13 protein-coding genes are annotated in these 15,503 nt (G+C 52.8%); 4 read left to right on the plus strand and 9 right to left on the minus strand.

Going from position 1 to position 15,503, the window contains the following annotated elements:
- The first annotated feature begins 27 nt into the window (after positions 1 to 27).
- A complete protein-coding gene (locus EFB08_RS18495) occupies positions 28 to 381 on the plus strand; it encodes a YraN family protein (RefSeq protein WP_123128447.1) in 354 nt (117 codons plus the stop codon).
- Between the two features lie 114 nt (positions 382 to 495).
- Here the strand turns inward: EFB08_RS18495 and EFB08_RS18500 are convergent, their stop codons facing one another.
- Complete coding sequence (locus EFB08_RS18500; RefSeq protein ID WP_123128448.1) at positions 496 to 1,413, minus strand: toxin-antitoxin system YwqK family antitoxin; 918 nt, start codon at positions 1,411 to 1,413, stop codon at positions 496 to 498.
- A gap of 242 nt (positions 1,414 to 1,655) precedes the next feature.
- Positions 1,656 to 2,552, minus strand: a complete 897-nt coding sequence (locus EFB08_RS18505) for a septal ring lytic transglycosylase RlpA family protein (RefSeq protein ID WP_123128449.1) — start codon at positions 2,550 to 2,552, stop codon at positions 1,656 to 1,658.
- A 422-nt stretch (positions 2,553 to 2,974) separates the two neighbouring features.
- On the opposite strand from EFB08_RS18505, the gene EFB08_RS18510 reads away from it, so the two are divergent.
- Both EFB08_RS18510 and EFB08_RS18515 read left to right on the plus strand, forming a co-directional pair.
- Complete coding sequence (locus EFB08_RS18510) at positions 2,975 to 3,883, plus strand: DUF72 domain-containing protein (protein WP_123128450.1); 909 nt, start codon at positions 2,975 to 2,977, stop codon at positions 3,881 to 3,883.
- 119 nt (positions 3,884 to 4,002) lie between these two features.
- Positions 4,003 to 5,544: a gliding motility protein GldB-related protein gene (locus EFB08_RS18515; RefSeq protein ID WP_123128451.1), complete on the plus strand. Its 1,542-nt coding sequence runs from the start codon at positions 4,003 to 4,005 to the stop codon at positions 5,542 to 5,544.
- A gap of 321 nt (positions 5,545 to 5,865) precedes the next feature.
- Here EFB08_RS18515 and EFB08_RS18520 read toward each other — a convergent pair whose 3' ends face one another.
- From EFB08_RS18520 to EFB08_RS18550, 7 genes are all read right to left on the minus strand, one after another.
- The gene (locus tag EFB08_RS18520) at positions 5,866 to 7,197 is read right to left on the minus strand and encodes a sensor histidine kinase (RefSeq protein ID WP_123128452.1); all 1,332 of its coding nucleotides are present in this window, start codon (positions 7,195 to 7,197) and stop codon (positions 5,866 to 5,868) included.
- The gene (locus EFB08_RS18525; RefSeq protein WP_123128658.1) at positions 7,181 to 8,563 is read right to left on the minus strand and encodes a sigma-54-dependent transcriptional regulator; all 1,383 of its coding nucleotides are present in this window, start codon (positions 8,561 to 8,563) and stop codon (positions 7,181 to 7,183) included. Before EFB08_RS18525 ends, EFB08_RS18520 begins: the two co-directional genes overlap by 17 nt.
- A gap of 197 nt (positions 8,564 to 8,760) precedes the next feature.
- Complete coding sequence (locus EFB08_RS18530; RefSeq protein WP_123128453.1) at positions 8,761 to 9,942, minus strand: ABC transporter permease; 1,182 nt, start codon at positions 9,940 to 9,942, stop codon at positions 8,761 to 8,763.
- Complete coding sequence (locus EFB08_RS18535) at positions 9,939 to 11,183, minus strand: ABC transporter permease (protein ID WP_123128454.1); 1,245 nt, start codon at positions 11,181 to 11,183, stop codon at positions 9,939 to 9,941. Before EFB08_RS18535 ends, EFB08_RS18530 begins: the two co-directional genes overlap by 4 nt.
- Before the next feature lie 10 nt (positions 11,184 to 11,193).
- Entirely contained in the window at positions 11,194 to 11,886 is a 693-nt protein-coding gene (locus EFB08_RS18540; protein WP_123128455.1) for an ABC transporter ATP-binding protein, read from the minus strand.
- A 112-nt stretch (positions 11,887 to 11,998) separates the two neighbouring features.
- Entirely contained in the window at positions 11,999 to 13,480 is a 1,482-nt protein-coding gene (locus EFB08_RS18545) for a TolC family protein (RefSeq protein WP_227006408.1), read from the minus strand.
- 12 nt (positions 13,481 to 13,492) lie between these two features.
- Entirely contained in the window at positions 13,493 to 14,743 is a 1,251-nt protein-coding gene (locus tag EFB08_RS18550) for an efflux RND transporter periplasmic adaptor subunit (RefSeq protein WP_123128456.1), read from the minus strand.
- 270 nt (positions 14,744 to 15,013) lie between these two features.
- Here EFB08_RS18550 and EFB08_RS18555 point away from each other — a divergent pair, with 270 nt between their 5' ends.
- The gene (locus EFB08_RS18555; RefSeq protein ID WP_123128660.1) at positions 15,014 to 15,499 is read left to right on the plus strand and encodes an RNA methyltransferase; all 486 of its coding nucleotides are present in this window, start codon (positions 15,014 to 15,016) and stop codon (positions 15,497 to 15,499) included.
- The last annotated feature ends 4 nt before the right edge of the window (positions 15,500 to 15,503 follow it).

A 15,503-nucleotide genomic window follows, 5' to 3' on the forward strand; every position in this document is an offset into this window, starting at 1 on the left:
TACTCATTAAACCAGCACCTACCAAAAATGGCGCATAATACTACTTTAGGCAAGTTGGGAGAACAAGCCGCCGAAGCGTATTTAATCGCCCATGGCTACCTGGTCAAGGAAAGAAATTACCGCTATAAACGTGCCGAAGTAGACCTGATTGCGATAAAAGAGAAGACTTTGGTGCTGGTAGAGGTAAAGACCAGGAGCTCCCACCAGTATGGCTATCCAGAGGAAGCGGTCTCCCAAAGGAAAGAGGAAATGTTGCACTCAGCCGCAGCCTATTATATAGAGAAACAGCAATGGCCCCACGACGTACGGTTCGATGTGATCTCTGTTCTCTGGCGGCAGGGCCAACCCGAGATCCTGCACATAGAAGACGCCTTTCACTAGGAGTTCCCAACAAAACCATCTGCCGCTGAAAGCAAAAACCCGTTTGGGGCTAGTTTTCTGAAAACCGGCCCCAAACGGGTTCTTACATCTTATATATAGAGTTGCTATTCTATGCTATTGATCTTTTTTCTCGAACACCAGGGAGCCATGCCGGTCATACTGTTTCACCAGAACCGGCTCAACAGGTTTGTCGAAAGCTGACTCGGCGTACTGGAACTCAAACTGGCGGCGGCCCCTGAAATCGTAGAAGTTGATCCAGGTGCCCACCTTTCGGCCTTTGTCGTAGGTTCCTTGCCATTCTAGCTGCCCGTTTTCATAGTACTTGTAGTACTCGCCCTGCACCTGCCCGAACTGATAGGGGATTACCTCCTTGATTTTGGTTTTGGCGGCATCATAGTACGTGATAACGGCATCGCGCAGGAAGCCCTTTTCATAATGCTGCCGCTGGGTTAGCGTACTGTCTGTTTTGAACGTCTCCCAGCGCAGGTGCTTGGTTCCCACGAAGAAGTAGCCCTGCTCTATGAGCACATCGCCCCGCTTTTTGGTGTAAGGACCATGCAGAATCAGCATCTGGGTTTTAGAGGGGTCCAATGTAGGCGACCTGAAGATCTTGCGCTTCTTCACATCAAAGTAGTGCTTGTCGCGCACGTAAGGGTTGGGCTCTTTGAACTCGCGCAGGTAGTAGAAGGTCTCCACAATCTCGTTTTTGCCTTTCCCCTGCCGGGCGAACCCTCTCTTCACCCGGTACCCGAAGTAGGTCTTCTTCTTTTTGGAATCCTTCTTCTTGTCTTTCTTGACTTTGGTGTCGTCCAGACTGTCAGCTTTGGCGGTGGCCAGAGAAGGCTTCGCCAGTGAGTCGTTCAGGATAGCCGAGTCAATCGGATTGGCCACCAGAGAGACCTTGTCTTTCTTCCAAAAGAAGATCTTCTTTTTCTCCTTGGCAATGATCTGGGCCTGCGTCTGCTGGTGTACTCCCCAGACAATCCCCAGGCTGCATAGCAGCATCTTTGCCCAAATTCTCATGTCACCCATAGCAGACTTCTACCTTCTGAATTTTGATGATAACGTTCTTAGCCCCTTAAATGGTATACAGCACCCCTTACGTGGAATCTCGTTGCGGGTGGCACCTTTGGAGAAGAACAAATCACGGAAAATAAAATTCAAAATTAGCACTTCCTGTTTTCAACCTGTTTTTCTGAAACCATGGCAAAAACCCGGAAACCAGACCCGTTGCCACAGGCCTGGCGGTAAGCGTACGCGAAACAATGAAGTCGTTAGAGGGTAGAAGCAGATGTAGCCGCGGCAGGAGTACTAGCCAAAGTAGTAGGCTCCGGCATGGACTTTACCAATCCCTGGATTCCTTTCTTAACCAAATCCCTACGGGCCTGTTCAGCTGTGGCTTTTGACACAAAGCGGCCTGCCAAGATTCGGTGCACCTTTTGCCCGTTCACAGTTTCCTCTACCAAGGCAATAGGCATCTTCTGGTACATCCGGCGCATCTTCTCTACCTGGGCCTCGGCGTAGTTCAGGTTCCCGTAGGAGCCGGCCTGTATCACAAACACCTGTGACTTGCTTAGAGTGGGAACAACAGGGTCTGAGATTGAAACGGCAGAAACCGAAGTTGAAGGGATCACTGGCCCAACGGCTAAGCTTGACTCCTCAGCAATCACTGGCTTTGTACCGGTAACTGAAGTTTTGGCTGCGTCATCTGGGGTAACCGACGCAGAAGCTAAGACTGCCTCTGGTTCTGGCTTGATGGACTTGGCTCTGCTGGCCAGGAAAGATTCTGGCAGATCAATCACTTCCACGATAACCTCTGCCAGGCCGTCCTGACGGTAGTTGATCTTGCGGGCGGCGGCCTCCGAAAGGTCAATGATGCGGGCGCCTCTGAAAGGGCCTCGGTCATTGATTCGTACCACAACGCTTTCGCCAGTGGCCACGTTGGTGACTTTGACTTTACTGCCTAAAGGAAGTTCATTGTGAGCGGCCGTAAGTTTGTGGCGGTTGTAAACCTCACCGCTGCTGGTTGGTCGGCCGTGGTATTTGGCTCCATACCAGGAGGCTAATCCGTTTTGCTTATCGCCTATTTCCTGCCCTGAGGCAGAAGGTGCAAAACTGATGCAAAAGATGAAAAGAACGGTAAGCGCATAGTAAATTTTCTGTATCCCCATTTTAGGTTTTGTTGGTGGAACATCAATTTCGAGACGACAAAATTAGGGCTAATTTTTTTCCTAACAAGTCTCCGGAGGTCAATTGCGTACTTCGCAACCTTCTTAAACTTACTAAGTTTATATGTTTTTAATTAAATATCCAAAATAATATTTTAACTATATAACAAAATTCATAAACTGTGGTATGCCAGATTTTACTATTTCTGAAAACTCATTTTCTGCGTGTAGAGGCTATACACTCCATTTTTCCTGCTTGAATAGGATTATAATGACACGCCTGCTCACGGGCAAAATCCTTCGAAAAATAGAAAGTCAGAAGTTTGTTTATTTTTTTTCTTAAATTTTTAGCGGCAACCCCAAAAATCAGGGTAAATACAAACCAAATTAGCATAAATATAGATAAAACTTGATATTAAGGACTCATGGATTTCGGCCGCTTACCAGACATACGAAACGTAGATTTTCGCCTCCCTCCAGACCATGCGGCTACCCCGCAGGTGTTGGCCCGGACAGCCCGACCTACCCGCCCCAATCTGTACCTTGGCTGCCCCACCTGGTCTAACAAACCCTGGGTAGGAACCTATTACCCGGCCGGAGCCCAAGATTCCCAATTGCTGTATTGGTATGCCCGCCAGTTCAACACGCTGGAGATGAATACCACCCATTACCGCATCCCAGACGCGAGCGCCATTCACCGTTGGCGCCAAGCGGTGCCACCAGGGTTTGTCTTCTGCCCTAAATTGCCGCAGATTATCAGCCATAACCAGTTGCTACAGAATGTGGGAGAGCCCACCCGGCTTTTCTGCGAAGCTATTCTTGGCTTAGGTCCAAGTTTAGGAATGGCTTTTCTGCAGTTGCCTCCGTTTTTCGGGCCGGATGAATGGCCGGTGCTGGAGCAGTTCTTGGTGCATTTCCCCAAAGAAGTGCCGCTGGCGGTGGAACTCAGGCACGAGAACTGGTTTAAAGAATCGAAAATAACCGAACAGGCTTTTCAGACCCTGGAGGAGCGGCAGATTACCACCGTCCTTACCGATGTAGCCGGCCGAAGGGATGTGCTGCACATGCGCCTCACCAGCCCAACCGCCATGATCCGGTTCAACGGCCACGGGCTGGTTTCTTCAGACTACACCCGCCTGGAAGCCTGGGCCGACCGGCTGCACCAATGGCTGGAACAGGGGCTGCAAACAGTATATTTCTTCATGCATCAGAAAGAGGTGCTGGATGCCCCTCCGGCGCTGGTGTACCTTATGGAGCAACTGGAGAAACGCACCGGCTTCCAACTGCCCCGGCCCCAAAAGGTACAGCAGTTTGTCCAGGGGCAACTCTTCTAATAGAGGCTTGCACTTTCAATCTGAATTTCTTAACATAGGATAGGTTTACCAGGCAACCATCCCCCTACGCCTTGCATCTCCAGACAAACCTCACTTGTTATACCCAAGACCAACGCAAGATGTCTCTCAAAACCCTTTTCCAGAAAAGCTGCCTGGCCATTGGCCTTCTGGCGCCCTGCGGCCTACGGGCCCAAAACACCGCTCCTCTGCTATACGCCCCTCAAGACAGTGTTACACTGGTCATGAAAGAGACTAAACTCAACTATACCTTCAGGGTGAGCGAGGCTGGGAAGGAAAAGCTGGTCCGCATCAGCCCCAAAAACCGGCCCAATACCATGTGGGTACTCACGGGTAAAGACAGCCTGGCCGTACGGTACCAGAACAACCCCCGGGAAAAGTTCAGGCTCACAAACGGCAAAGACACGGCGCAACTGGTATTCTCTTACTTCACCCCGCCGGCCCACGAAGACCTAAACAAGAAAGGCACGGAGGAGTACGGCAAGAAAAACTACCAGGAAGCCATCAACCTGTACCAGAAAGCCATTGCCGCTACGCCCAAAGGCCCGCACGTACGCTCCGCCTACTACAACATTGCCTGCTGCTACGCCCTTTTGGGCCAGAAAGCTCCGGCTCTCAAAGCCTTGCAGCAAGCCGTTGATGCGGGCTACAAAAACGTGAAGCACCTGAAAAGCGATACCGATTTAGACCTTCTCCGCAAAGAAAAGTCTTACTTACAGTTGGTGCAGAAACTGGAGAAACTAAACGCGCAGTTAGCTGATCCCACCAAAGCCCAGCTGGTCACCTCCGATGTCCATAATTTCTGGCGCGCCTATGACCTGGCCGCCAAAGACCCGGCGCGGCAGCAGGAAATCTTTGAGAAAGAGTACTTCGGGAAGGCCTCTGTGGGGCTCCAGGATTACTATGCGAACAAGATTCTCTCCATGGAGCAGTTCCTGAACAACCTGAACAACAAACCCGCGTTTTTCAAGGCTATTCGCAAAAACACGCTGCAAATAGACAACATGAAAGCCGATATCTACAAAAGCTTTCAGAAGATGAAGGACCTGTACCCAGCGGCCACGTTCCCCAACGTGTACTTTGTGATCGGGCGCTACAATTCGGCGGGCACTGCCTCAGAAAACGGCCTCTTGATTGGCATCGACCAGTATTCCCGCTCAGAAGACATTCCCATGCATGAGATGAACCTTTGGGAGCGCAACAACTATGACTACGTGAAAAACGTGCCGCCCCTCATCGCCCATGAGCTCATCCACTTCATCCAAACCGACAGAAGCACTGACACCACGCTCCTTTCCAACGCCCTGGCCGAAGGCATGGCCGATTTCATTGGCGAACTTATCTCGGGTGTGAACACCAACAAACGCATCCATGACTTTGCGAACCCACGGGAAAAGCAGATTTGGGCCGAGTTCCAGAAAGAGATGTACCTCAACCGCGCCTACAACTGGATAGCCAACGGAAGCCAAGAACGTCCAGATCGCCCCGCTGATTTAGGCTACTACATGGGCTATAAGATCTGCGAGGCCTACTACAACAAAGCCACCGATAAGAAACAAGCCGTCAAAGACATTCTAGAGATGAAAGACGCCCGCGCCTTCTTCGAGCAAAGCGGATACGTTGAAAAAATCGCGAAACTGTAAATTTGGTTCCTGCTAAGCAGAATGTACAGCCTTCTGTTTTAGGTCAGTTTTCAGAAGATACCCCTAAAACGGAAGCCCATAGAGGCCTCACAGGTTTTGAAAACCTGTGAGGCCTTTTATTTTTTGGGAGTTGAGCAAGCGATGTATCAGTTGTTCACTCTGCCAGAAGCAGGATTTCCAGATGAATCAGTTTCAGGATTCAGAAGCAGCGGCAATGGCACAGACACTCGCAAGTCCGCCGGACGCTACGGGGTCTTTTGAACGGACGCTTTCGGGCTGCTTCCCAAAAAACAGGCTAAAAACAGGCAAGCAGATTTCGTCTCAACTCCGGACCGAAGCCACAGGCAACGCTTCCGCAAAGGTGATCTGGAACGTGGTGATTCCGTCTGAGTCAGATTGGAGCGAGAACGGGAAATGGTGGTGCAACAGGATCTCGCGCACCATGGTGAGCCCGATGCCCTGGCCGTTGGTTTTGGTGCTGAAGAAAGGAGAGAAGAGTTTTTCCTGCACCTCGGGAGAAATCGGCTTGCCGTTGTCCTGAATGCAGAGTTGCGGCGGCGAGGCAGTGGTCTGTACTTTGACCCAACCCTCGGGTTCACAGGCTTCCAGTGCATTTTTCACCACGTTGATCAGGACCTGTTCCATCTGCTGCACATCCATCTCAATGGGAACCATGTCCTGGGCCAAGCACCATTGCCAGCGCACGTTTTTCCGCTCAAAGGAGGGCAGCATGAGCCGGTGAATGCTTTGCAGCAGTTGATGCAGATCGGTGGAGTGTTTCACAGGCGGCGGGATCCGGACCACATTCGCGAAATTAGCCATAAAACCCGCCAGGTTCTGGTTGCGCGTGATGCAAACCTGCAGCGCGTCGTCAAAGTCGGGGCGGGTGTCTTCGTTCAGTTGCGGCGCGAAATACGAGAAGGAGTGGAGGATGGAGTTGACCGCGCCAATGGAGTTGTTGATCTCGTGCGACATCATCCTGATGAGCTTCTCGTAGGCATTCCGCTCTTTCTCCAGCAGTTCCTGGGTGAGTTCCTCCACCAGAATAAAATAGCGGTGGTAGCCCCGGTCCAGGAACCTGATTTTGCGGCATCGGTAGGTCTGGATGCCGTTGGGCCGGATCACGCGCTGCTCGTTTCTTGGTAGTTTGCCCAGCGAGTTGCCCCAGTGGCTGGGAAGTTCATCCAGCGGTTTGCCTACCACGTCTTTCCCCGAGGTCTGGAGCAGCAGGGCGGCCGCAGGATTAAGTCCGGCCACGCGGTCATGCGTGTCCAGGAGAATGATGCCGGAGGGCGAGGCTTCAATGAGGCGTTCCAGCAGGAAATGTTTCTCGGTCTGCACCACTCGTTCCTGCCGCAACTCGTCCATCATCTGGTTGTACACACTTATAAGCTGATCTACCTCTTTCTGGCCCGTTTCCATGAATTTGATGGAGAAATCGCGGTCGCGGATAGACTCCACGCCGGCGGCGATGAGGTTGAGCGGCCGCACGAACGAGGTGTACAGGTTGGCCGTAAAGATCAGGCTCACCAGAATCAAGACCTCAGAGGCCACAAAAAGCCACTTGTTGTAGGTAAGCAGTTGCCAGGCCAATACGCCCATGGCGGCGTACAGCAAAACGGTGGTGACAATGAATTTACTCCGCAGCGTCATACGGAATGTTGAACTTCTCCAGACGGCGGTACAGAGAACCCCGGCTCACGCCCAGCGCTTTAGCCACTTTGCTCACGTTGTTGCTGTAATAGGCCATGGATTTCTTGATCATATTGGCTTCCAGCTCGTCCAGGGTCATGGCACCTACCGAGGGCAGCAGCTTTTCGTCCAGTTTGCGAGAGGCGCCCTGCAGTTGGTTCTGAAAATCCTCCACGTCCAGCAGGCTTTTGCCGGAAACCAGTACCGTACGCTCCACCAAATTCTTCAACTCCCGGATGTTGCCCGGCAGCGGCTGTTCGCGCAGCCATTTCAGGGCCTTGTTGCTCACCTGAAGCGCCTGTTTGTGGTACGTGTTCTTGAGGTTATTCACAAAATGTTGCACCAACAGCGGGATGTCCTGCGGACGCTCGCGCAAGGCTGGTAATTTCACGGTAATCAGGTTGATGCGGTAATACAGATCCTCGCGGAACTTGCCTTCAGCCACCATTTCCTGCAGGTTGCGGTTAGTGGCGCAGATCACGCGTATGTCCAGGTTCTTGGAGCGGCTGTCGCCGAGGACTTCATAGGTGCGGTCCTGGAGCACGCGCAGCAGTTTCACTTGGCTGCCCATATCCAATTCGCCAATCTCGTCCAGGAAAATGGTGCCTTTGTTGGCCATCTCAAAACGGCCCACACGGTCGGCTTTGGCATCGGTGAAGGCGCCGCGCCGGTGCCCGAACATCTCACTCTCAAACAAACTCCCCGAGATACCGCCCAGGTTCACTTTCACAAACGGCGCTTTCTTGCGGTGACTGTTCTTGTGAATGGCCTCGGCAATAAGTTCTTTGCCTGTGCCGCTGTCGCCTTCAATTAGCACCGAGGCATCGGTGGCGCTGATCTGCCCAATGTTGCGCAACACCTGCAGCAGGCCCGGGTCTTCGCCCACAATCATGGAGAAGTCGTATTGGTCATCCAGTTGCTTGCGGGTCAGTTTTTCAGAGGAAGTCTCTACAGAAGGCTTAGCCAGTTCAAGGGCCGTCTTCACCGATTGCAGCAGGTGCTCGTTGTTCCAGGGCTTGGTGATGAAATCGGCGGCGCCGCCTTTGAGACCTTCCACAGCCAGGTTAATGGAACCCCAACCAGTGATGAGGATCACCGGAACCGCCGGGCACCGCTGCTTTATTTGGCCCAGTAACTGCAAGCCGTCTTCGCCGGTGGTTTCCATGGAGAAGTTCATGTCCATGAGCACCAACTGCGGTACCTGGCGGGCCACCGCGTGCAGCGCCTCCTCCGGACCATCGGCTTGGGCCGTGGCAAAACCAGCTTGTTTCAGCAACAAACTTAAAGAGGCCCGTACGGCTACATCGTCATCAACTATCAGGATCATGGGTTCTGGAAACGGGTAAGTGAAGGTAACGTTTTTAGGCTGTTTTGAAAAAGAAGCCGCACTTGATGGCTGATTTTTGCGTGCTGATTTCTCCATAAGGTGTGACAGTTTCGGTGTCCTGGAATGCGGTTGCGTTTAGAGCCTGCTTTCTTTAAAACAGGCCCTAAACGCAACCGCAATTGCCAACTCAATTCTCTCTATTCTTCATGCAGCGCCACGGCCGGGAAAATCTTGGAAGCCTGCCGGCTGGGGTAAATGGCGCAGACAATGGCCAGCAAAAAGATCAGGAGGGCGGCCACGCCAATGCTTTGCCAGTAGATGAAGGAAGACAACTGGAACACGTTCAGGAGCGGGAACTGCGCCGCCAGCAACAAGCCCAGCAACAACCCGAAGGTGGCAATCACCAGCACTTCGCCCACAAACTGGTTCCTGATCTGTTTGGAAGAGGCCCCGATGGCCCGGCGCAACCCGATTTCAGAATAACGGCGGTTGATGTTGTACCATAGCACCCCAAACAAGCCCAGGGCCACGTTGATGATCAGGAAGCCGCACACCAGGCTCATGGCGATCATGGGCACCGTAGTCACCTTGGCTTTGCTCTGGCGCATTTTCTCCTGGGTGGTCACCTCAATGGTCCAGTCTTTGGCGATGCGTGACAGCTCACGCACCATCTTCTCTTCAAAGGCAACGCCTGCGCCGGGTTTCACTTTGATCAGGAGGCCGTTCCAGATGGAATTCTTGTCTTTCTCCAGGTTGATGCGGTGGAAATACGCCGCTTTCTCCGGGTCAAACTCACTGTAAGACCGGTAATGGTCTACCACGCCAATCACTGCATACCGGGTAGAGTCGTTAATGGGAATAAGTTTACCGATGGGGTCTTCCTCGCCGAACAATTCTTCCTGCAGCTTTTTGTTGATCACGATGGGGTCGTGCAGACTGCCATTGTCCTGCGGCCCGAACCAGCGGCCCCGGCTCACCTCCATGTCCAGTACATCTTTATACTCGTCCTGCACGTCAAATATCTCGGTCTCTACATCCTTTTTGCTTTTGTAAGACAAGACATTGTTCATCTGGCTGAAGGCAAAAGGCGTATTGGAATTAGCCAGGGAAGCGTGCTCCACCTCGGGGAAGCTGCGCACCCGCTGAATCAACTGCTGCTGAACGGCAATGTTATGCGCCGCGGAGTCTGTGTTTGGGTTCAGCCATAGTTGCCACACCTTGTCGTATTTGAAGCCCAGCGGCTGGGTATAGTTGTGGTAGTTGTAGATGATGAAACTGAGCACCGCAAAGAGCACCAGGAAGGAGAAGAAGATTTCGGTGATCAGAAGGAAATTACTCTTCTTCTGATTCCAGATCAATTTAAACAGATGGCGTATCATTTGGAACCTCCTTTCAGTGCCTCAACGGCGTTTAAGCGTGACATTTTAAAAGCGGGATAAACCCCGGAAACCAACCCGAAAATAAGGCAGAGCAGCAATCCCCAGGCAAACACCCGCAGGTTCAAGCCCAAATTCACATAAGCCAGAATGCCGCTGTCATTGATCATCTCCAGCACCCCCGCCGAGATCAGGAACCCCAGCATACCGCCCAACAGCGTCAAGAAGATGTTCTCCACAATGAACTGCCCGATGATGGTCTTAGATGAAGCCCCAAACGCTTTGCGCACGCCAATCTCCGAAGACCGTTCCATGATGCGGCTGATGTTGATGTTCACCAAATTGATGGTAGGCAGCAGCATGAACAGGAAAGCCGCGAAAGCAAGAATGGCGTACAGCATAGCTGATTTATCGGTTTTTCCGCCTCCCATGAGGCTGCGGGCAAAGGTCCCGAAGATGTCATCGGCGAAAGAAAATACTTCCTGCACTCCCTCCGGCTTGCTGTCCTTGTTCACCTGCAGCATCATGGAAGCGAACTCTTCCTTGATTTTGGGTACGTCTCCTGCTTTTTTGGCCTTGATGGTAGCGAAGTAGGTTCCTTTGAGACCGGTGCGTTTGAAATCCTGGCTTTTGAGCGTGATTGGCACCCAGACATCGGCGTAGGAATGCAGGCGCAGCACCGGCACATCTTCCACCACGCCCACCACTTTGTATTTCACCTGGTCTACCTCAATGATCTGGCCTATTGCCTCTTTATCCCCGAAGTAGTTTTTGCGGGTGTTTTGGTTGATGACCGCCACGCGGGTGGCATTGTCCACTTCCTGCGCACTGAACGGCCGGCCTTCCACGAAATTGAAATCCAGGATGTCCCAGAAGGCGGCATCGGTGTGTTTCTGATCCAGCGTCAGCTTTTTGTTGTTCACGTAGCTGTTCACCGGCATAAAGATGGAGTTGATGGAGACGTTCTCCGGGGTTTTCAGCGGCCGCACGAAGCGGTTCAGGAAATAATAACTAGGCGGACTGCTGTTGGTATAACCTTCTTTGAACTGCTCGCGCATGTTATTCACAAAAAGCAACCGGTCAGATTCCCGCTCCGGCATCTGCGGCCCGAAGGCGTGGTCAAAGAGGGAAGTCACCACCATCAACACCATCAAGGTGAAACTGATCCCGAAGAGGCTGATGAAGGTGAAGAATTTGCGGCGTTGCAACACCGCCCAGGCAGTTTTTATATAATTCTTTAACATGGCCGTACGGTTAAATCTGGGCTTCTATTACCATGGAATCTGCCACTTGCTGCCCGTCAAAGAACCTGATGAGGCGGTTAGTTTTGAGAGCCATGTTCTCATCGTGGGTTACCATCACAATGGTGGTGCCTTCTTCCTGGTTCAGCCGTAGCAGAATGTCCATGATCTCCTCACCCATCATGCTGTCTAGGTTTCCGGTAGGCTCATCCGCCAAGATAATCTCCGGGTTCCCGGCCAAAGCCCTGGCAATAGCCACCCGCTGGCGCTGCCCACCCGATAACTGGTTAGGGAAGTGCTTCGTACGGGCGCTCAGACCTACCTTCTCCAGCGCCTCCAATGCCCGCTTGCGCCGCTCACTCGCCGATACATTGCGGTACAGCAACGGCAGCTCCACATTGTCCACCACACTCAGGTCATGGATCAAATGATAGCTCTGGAACACGAACCCGATTTTCTCGTTGCGCAGCCTGGCCAGCTTGCTGTCTGAATGCGTTTTCACCGGCTGGCCGTCAATGGCCACGTACCCGCCGGTAGGCTCATCCAGCAGGCCCATGATGTTGAGAAGCGTGGATTTCCCGCAACCAGATGGCCCCATGATGGAGACGAATTCGCCGCGCTCCACCTGCAGGTTCACGCGATTGAGGGCTACCGTTTCAATGGTCTTGGTGCGGTAGACTTTTTCGATGTCGATTAACTGTATCATAGTTATAATGAGTTAATATTTTAATGTGCTGATGTGTTATTTCTGTAAGCAATGGTCTGTCTTTTCTGTTTAGCGCCTGTTTTCCGGAAAACAGACTAGAAGCGGCACCAGGCTATTTTTCTGCTTCTAAAGGTACTCCGCGTTCAAAGTCATACAAAGTGAGGGCCCGAAGACGGTAATAGGCTACCCAGAAATCCTGCAGCGCCACAATGTAGGCGCGACGGGCCTGGTCTTTTTCCTGGAGCGCGATGTTCAGATCCGTGATGCTGATGCGGCCCACCAGGAACGTGGCTTTGGTGATGTCATAGCGTTCCTGGCCAATGGAGTCTGCGGCGGCGGTGATGCGGAGGCGTTCTTTCAGGAGCTCAATCTGGTTGACTTGCGTGTACACGCTCTGTTCAAAGGCGGTCTTCTCCTGCTCCACGGTATATTGGGTGAGTTGCAGGTTCGCCTCGGCGGTTTTCACGCGGGCTTTCTGCCGTCCCCAATCCACAATGGGCATATTGAAACCTAAAATCACCTGCTGCTGGTTCTCGGGGCTGGCGTAGCTTTCAGCGAACTTGTTGGCGCTTTTGGTTAGCCCGAAGGTGGCGTACAGATCGGCGTTAAAACCACCTTTGCCACGGGCTTCGGCTACCTGCTGTTGGGCTTGCAACACCTTGCGTTCGTATTGATAGCGTTCTTTGCGGTTCAGGCGGGCCTGATCTAGGGCAGCCTGTTCGGGCACGTTCAGAGCTGGAACCTCGGCAGGGGCTTGCACGGCTATTTTCTCGCCCTGGGGAATCCCCACGTAAGCGGCAAACTGCATGGCCATGGTCTTTAGCTCGGTGGCGGCCTGGGCCTGGGCCAATTGGGCGTTCATGAGGCTGAGCTGCAGTTGCAACAGTTCGTTTCTGGACAGCTTACCCAAGCGGTGCTTTTCTTCAGCTATCTTAAACAGGGCTTTGTTGTTTTCCACGTTTTTGGAGGCGATTTCGAAATTCACCTGCTGAAGCAGAACCTCAAAAAAGCGCTGGGTGGCGGTAGTGGCCACCGTCTCGCGGTCTTCCAGGTACTGTTGCTCCGATTCCCGGAACCGCAGGGGTTCTACTTTCTTGGCCCAGGCCAGTGCATTGAACCCAAAAATTGGCTGTTTGAACCCAATGACCGCCGGAAAAGAGTTGTAGCGGCGAATGCTCTGGTTGAAGTCATCAAAGCGCTGGCTCTGGGAAGAAATGAAGATCTCGCCTCCGGTAAATCCTACCGCCTGCCGTACCGCCAAACCCACTTCTGAATTACTGATGGAAACGGCCTTGAAATCGGTGGTACCGTCGGGCTGAATCACGGGCACGATGCTCCGGGAGAAATCTGGCAGCGTTCCGGTGAGCGACAAATGCGGCCGATAATCTGCTTTGAAGGTGCGGTACTGCCAATAGTTGCTGGTCTTGTTGGTGGTCGCCTGCTTGCTCGCGATGGAAGAAGAAAGCGCCAGGTCTATGGTCTCCTGCAAGGTGAGCCGCCGACCCATATCTGTGGTTTGGCTGCTTTGCTGCGCCTGCGCCAACGGCAGGGCGAAGAAACTCACCAGCACTATATATAATAGAGTGTTTTTCATGACAGGCGGGCCTTAGTAGTCTGAGAGTTGAAGTTCCTTCAGGTTCACGTACTCCTTAGTGCTGGAGAGGATGATCTGCTCGCCGGCGGCTATATCGCCCTGAAGTTCCACGAAGTCCAGGTTGCTGGCGCCGGTTCTCAAGGTTCGGCGGATGGCTTTGTCGCCCTGCACCACAAACACTTCCTGCTGGGGAGATCCGGTGTAGAAAGGACCGTTTTTCACCCGCAGCACATTGGGCCGGAAATCAGTTAGGACAAAGACCTCTACCCGCAGGTTAGAGCGCAGCGTTTGGTGATTTTTCTCCTGCAGCCGCACATAGAAGGTAATGATGCCGTTCTCTACCTTGGGCTGCACGTTGGCCACCTCGCCCCGCAGATCGGTTTCGTTGATTCTTACCGTGACCGGACCGCCCACCTTCAGCTGTTCAGCGTAGTTGTCAGAAATGGTGGCTTTGATTTTGAAGCTGCTTAAGTCGGCTACGCGGGCCAGAGGTTCTCCGGCGCTCACATTGGCGCCCACTTCTTCGTTCACCCAGGTCACTACGCCTTTGCGCACGGCTTTGACATCGGCTTGTTCCAATTGGCGTTGCAGTTGCCCTATGTCGCGGCGCTGCATTTCCAGTTCGTAGCCCACGCCTTTCATGCCGATGCGGGCCGAGGCTTGTTCATCCTGGATCTGGCGTTGCAGTTGAGTAAGTTCCAGAGAAGCTACTTTGAGGTCAAGCTCGGCTTTCTTCACGTTTTCCTGGGTGCCGCCGCCAATGGAGAGCAGGTATTGTTCATCGGCGAGAGCCGCCTGAAGGCTTTTCACGCGAACTTCCTGCACGGCATAGCGGGAGCGGAGCTGGTTTACGTTTTTCTGCAGGGTGTTCTCTAACTCGGCGGTCTTGTTTTGCTTGAGTTGCTGCTCATCGCGGAGCTTTTCAAAGGCTGTCTGGGAAGTCTGTTTGTCCAGGAGCAGGAGCGGCTCGCCGGCGGCTACGTGATCGCCGGGGGTATGCAACACCCGCTCAATCTTGGCCTGGATAGGACTGGCGATAACCTCCTCAATCTCAGGCACCACCACCCCCGAGGCAGTCAAGGAAGCCTCCACGGCACCAACTTCTACCGTAGCGAAACGAAGTTCAGATTTAGCTACTCTGGTTTGAAGCACTGACCGGAACGCCAGCACTCCTAACAGCACCGCCACCACCGCGGCACCCACCTGCCACAGGCGGCGGCGCTTGGTTTTTTGTACGAGGGCTTGGGGTATTTCTCTATCCATGATTGACACAGGTTTGACACCTTCTGGTATCCAATCCACATGCCAAATGATATATTACTGATTCACAGTGTTTTACACAACAATCCCTCAACTAAAACTGTCCAGTTCTGGACACCTTTTCCAGATGTGGTCAGTTTCTTACTGGCCCGGAAAGGCCTTTGAAAAATATCTTTTCGGCCTTGTTTTGGAAAAATGGCCCCAAAAGAGAAGGCGATCCTTCTATCTTTGCCCCGGGTCCGGAACCCTATACTTTTACCGGGCCACCCCAGCATGGCACGAAACAAGGCACCCTTTGAAGGCTACTTCGGGATAGGCATCATGGAACCCAAAACCGAGGCCAATGTGGGTACGCTGTGGCGGTCGGCGTCTATCCTGGGGGCCAGTTTCCTGTTTACAATCGGGCGCCGTTATAAGAAACAATCATCAGACACCAACAAGGCCTGGAAAGACATCCCGCTTTTCAACTACGCTGATTTCGATGATTTCTACCAACACCTGCCTTACAGCTGTCAACTGGTGGGCATTGAATTGGATGACACTGCAGTACCCGTAGAGCAGTTCCAACACCCCGAGCGCTGCATTTACCTGCTGGGTTCAGAAGACCATGGGTTGCCCAATGTGGTTCGGGCGAGGTGCCATTACCTGGTGCAGTTGCCCGGCGCAAGCTCTATGAACGTAGCCTCGGCGGGATCTATCATGCTGTATGACCGGCACCTCAAAACCCAACTACCTTCCATCTTTCCGGCCCAGCCCTGACTTT

Origin of the sequence: Rufibacter latericius (assembly GCF_003721515.1) — a bacterium.
In the GTDB taxonomy this organism is placed as follows: Bacteria; Bacteroidota; Bacteroidia; order Cytophagales; family Hymenobacteraceae; genus Nibribacter; species Nibribacter latericius.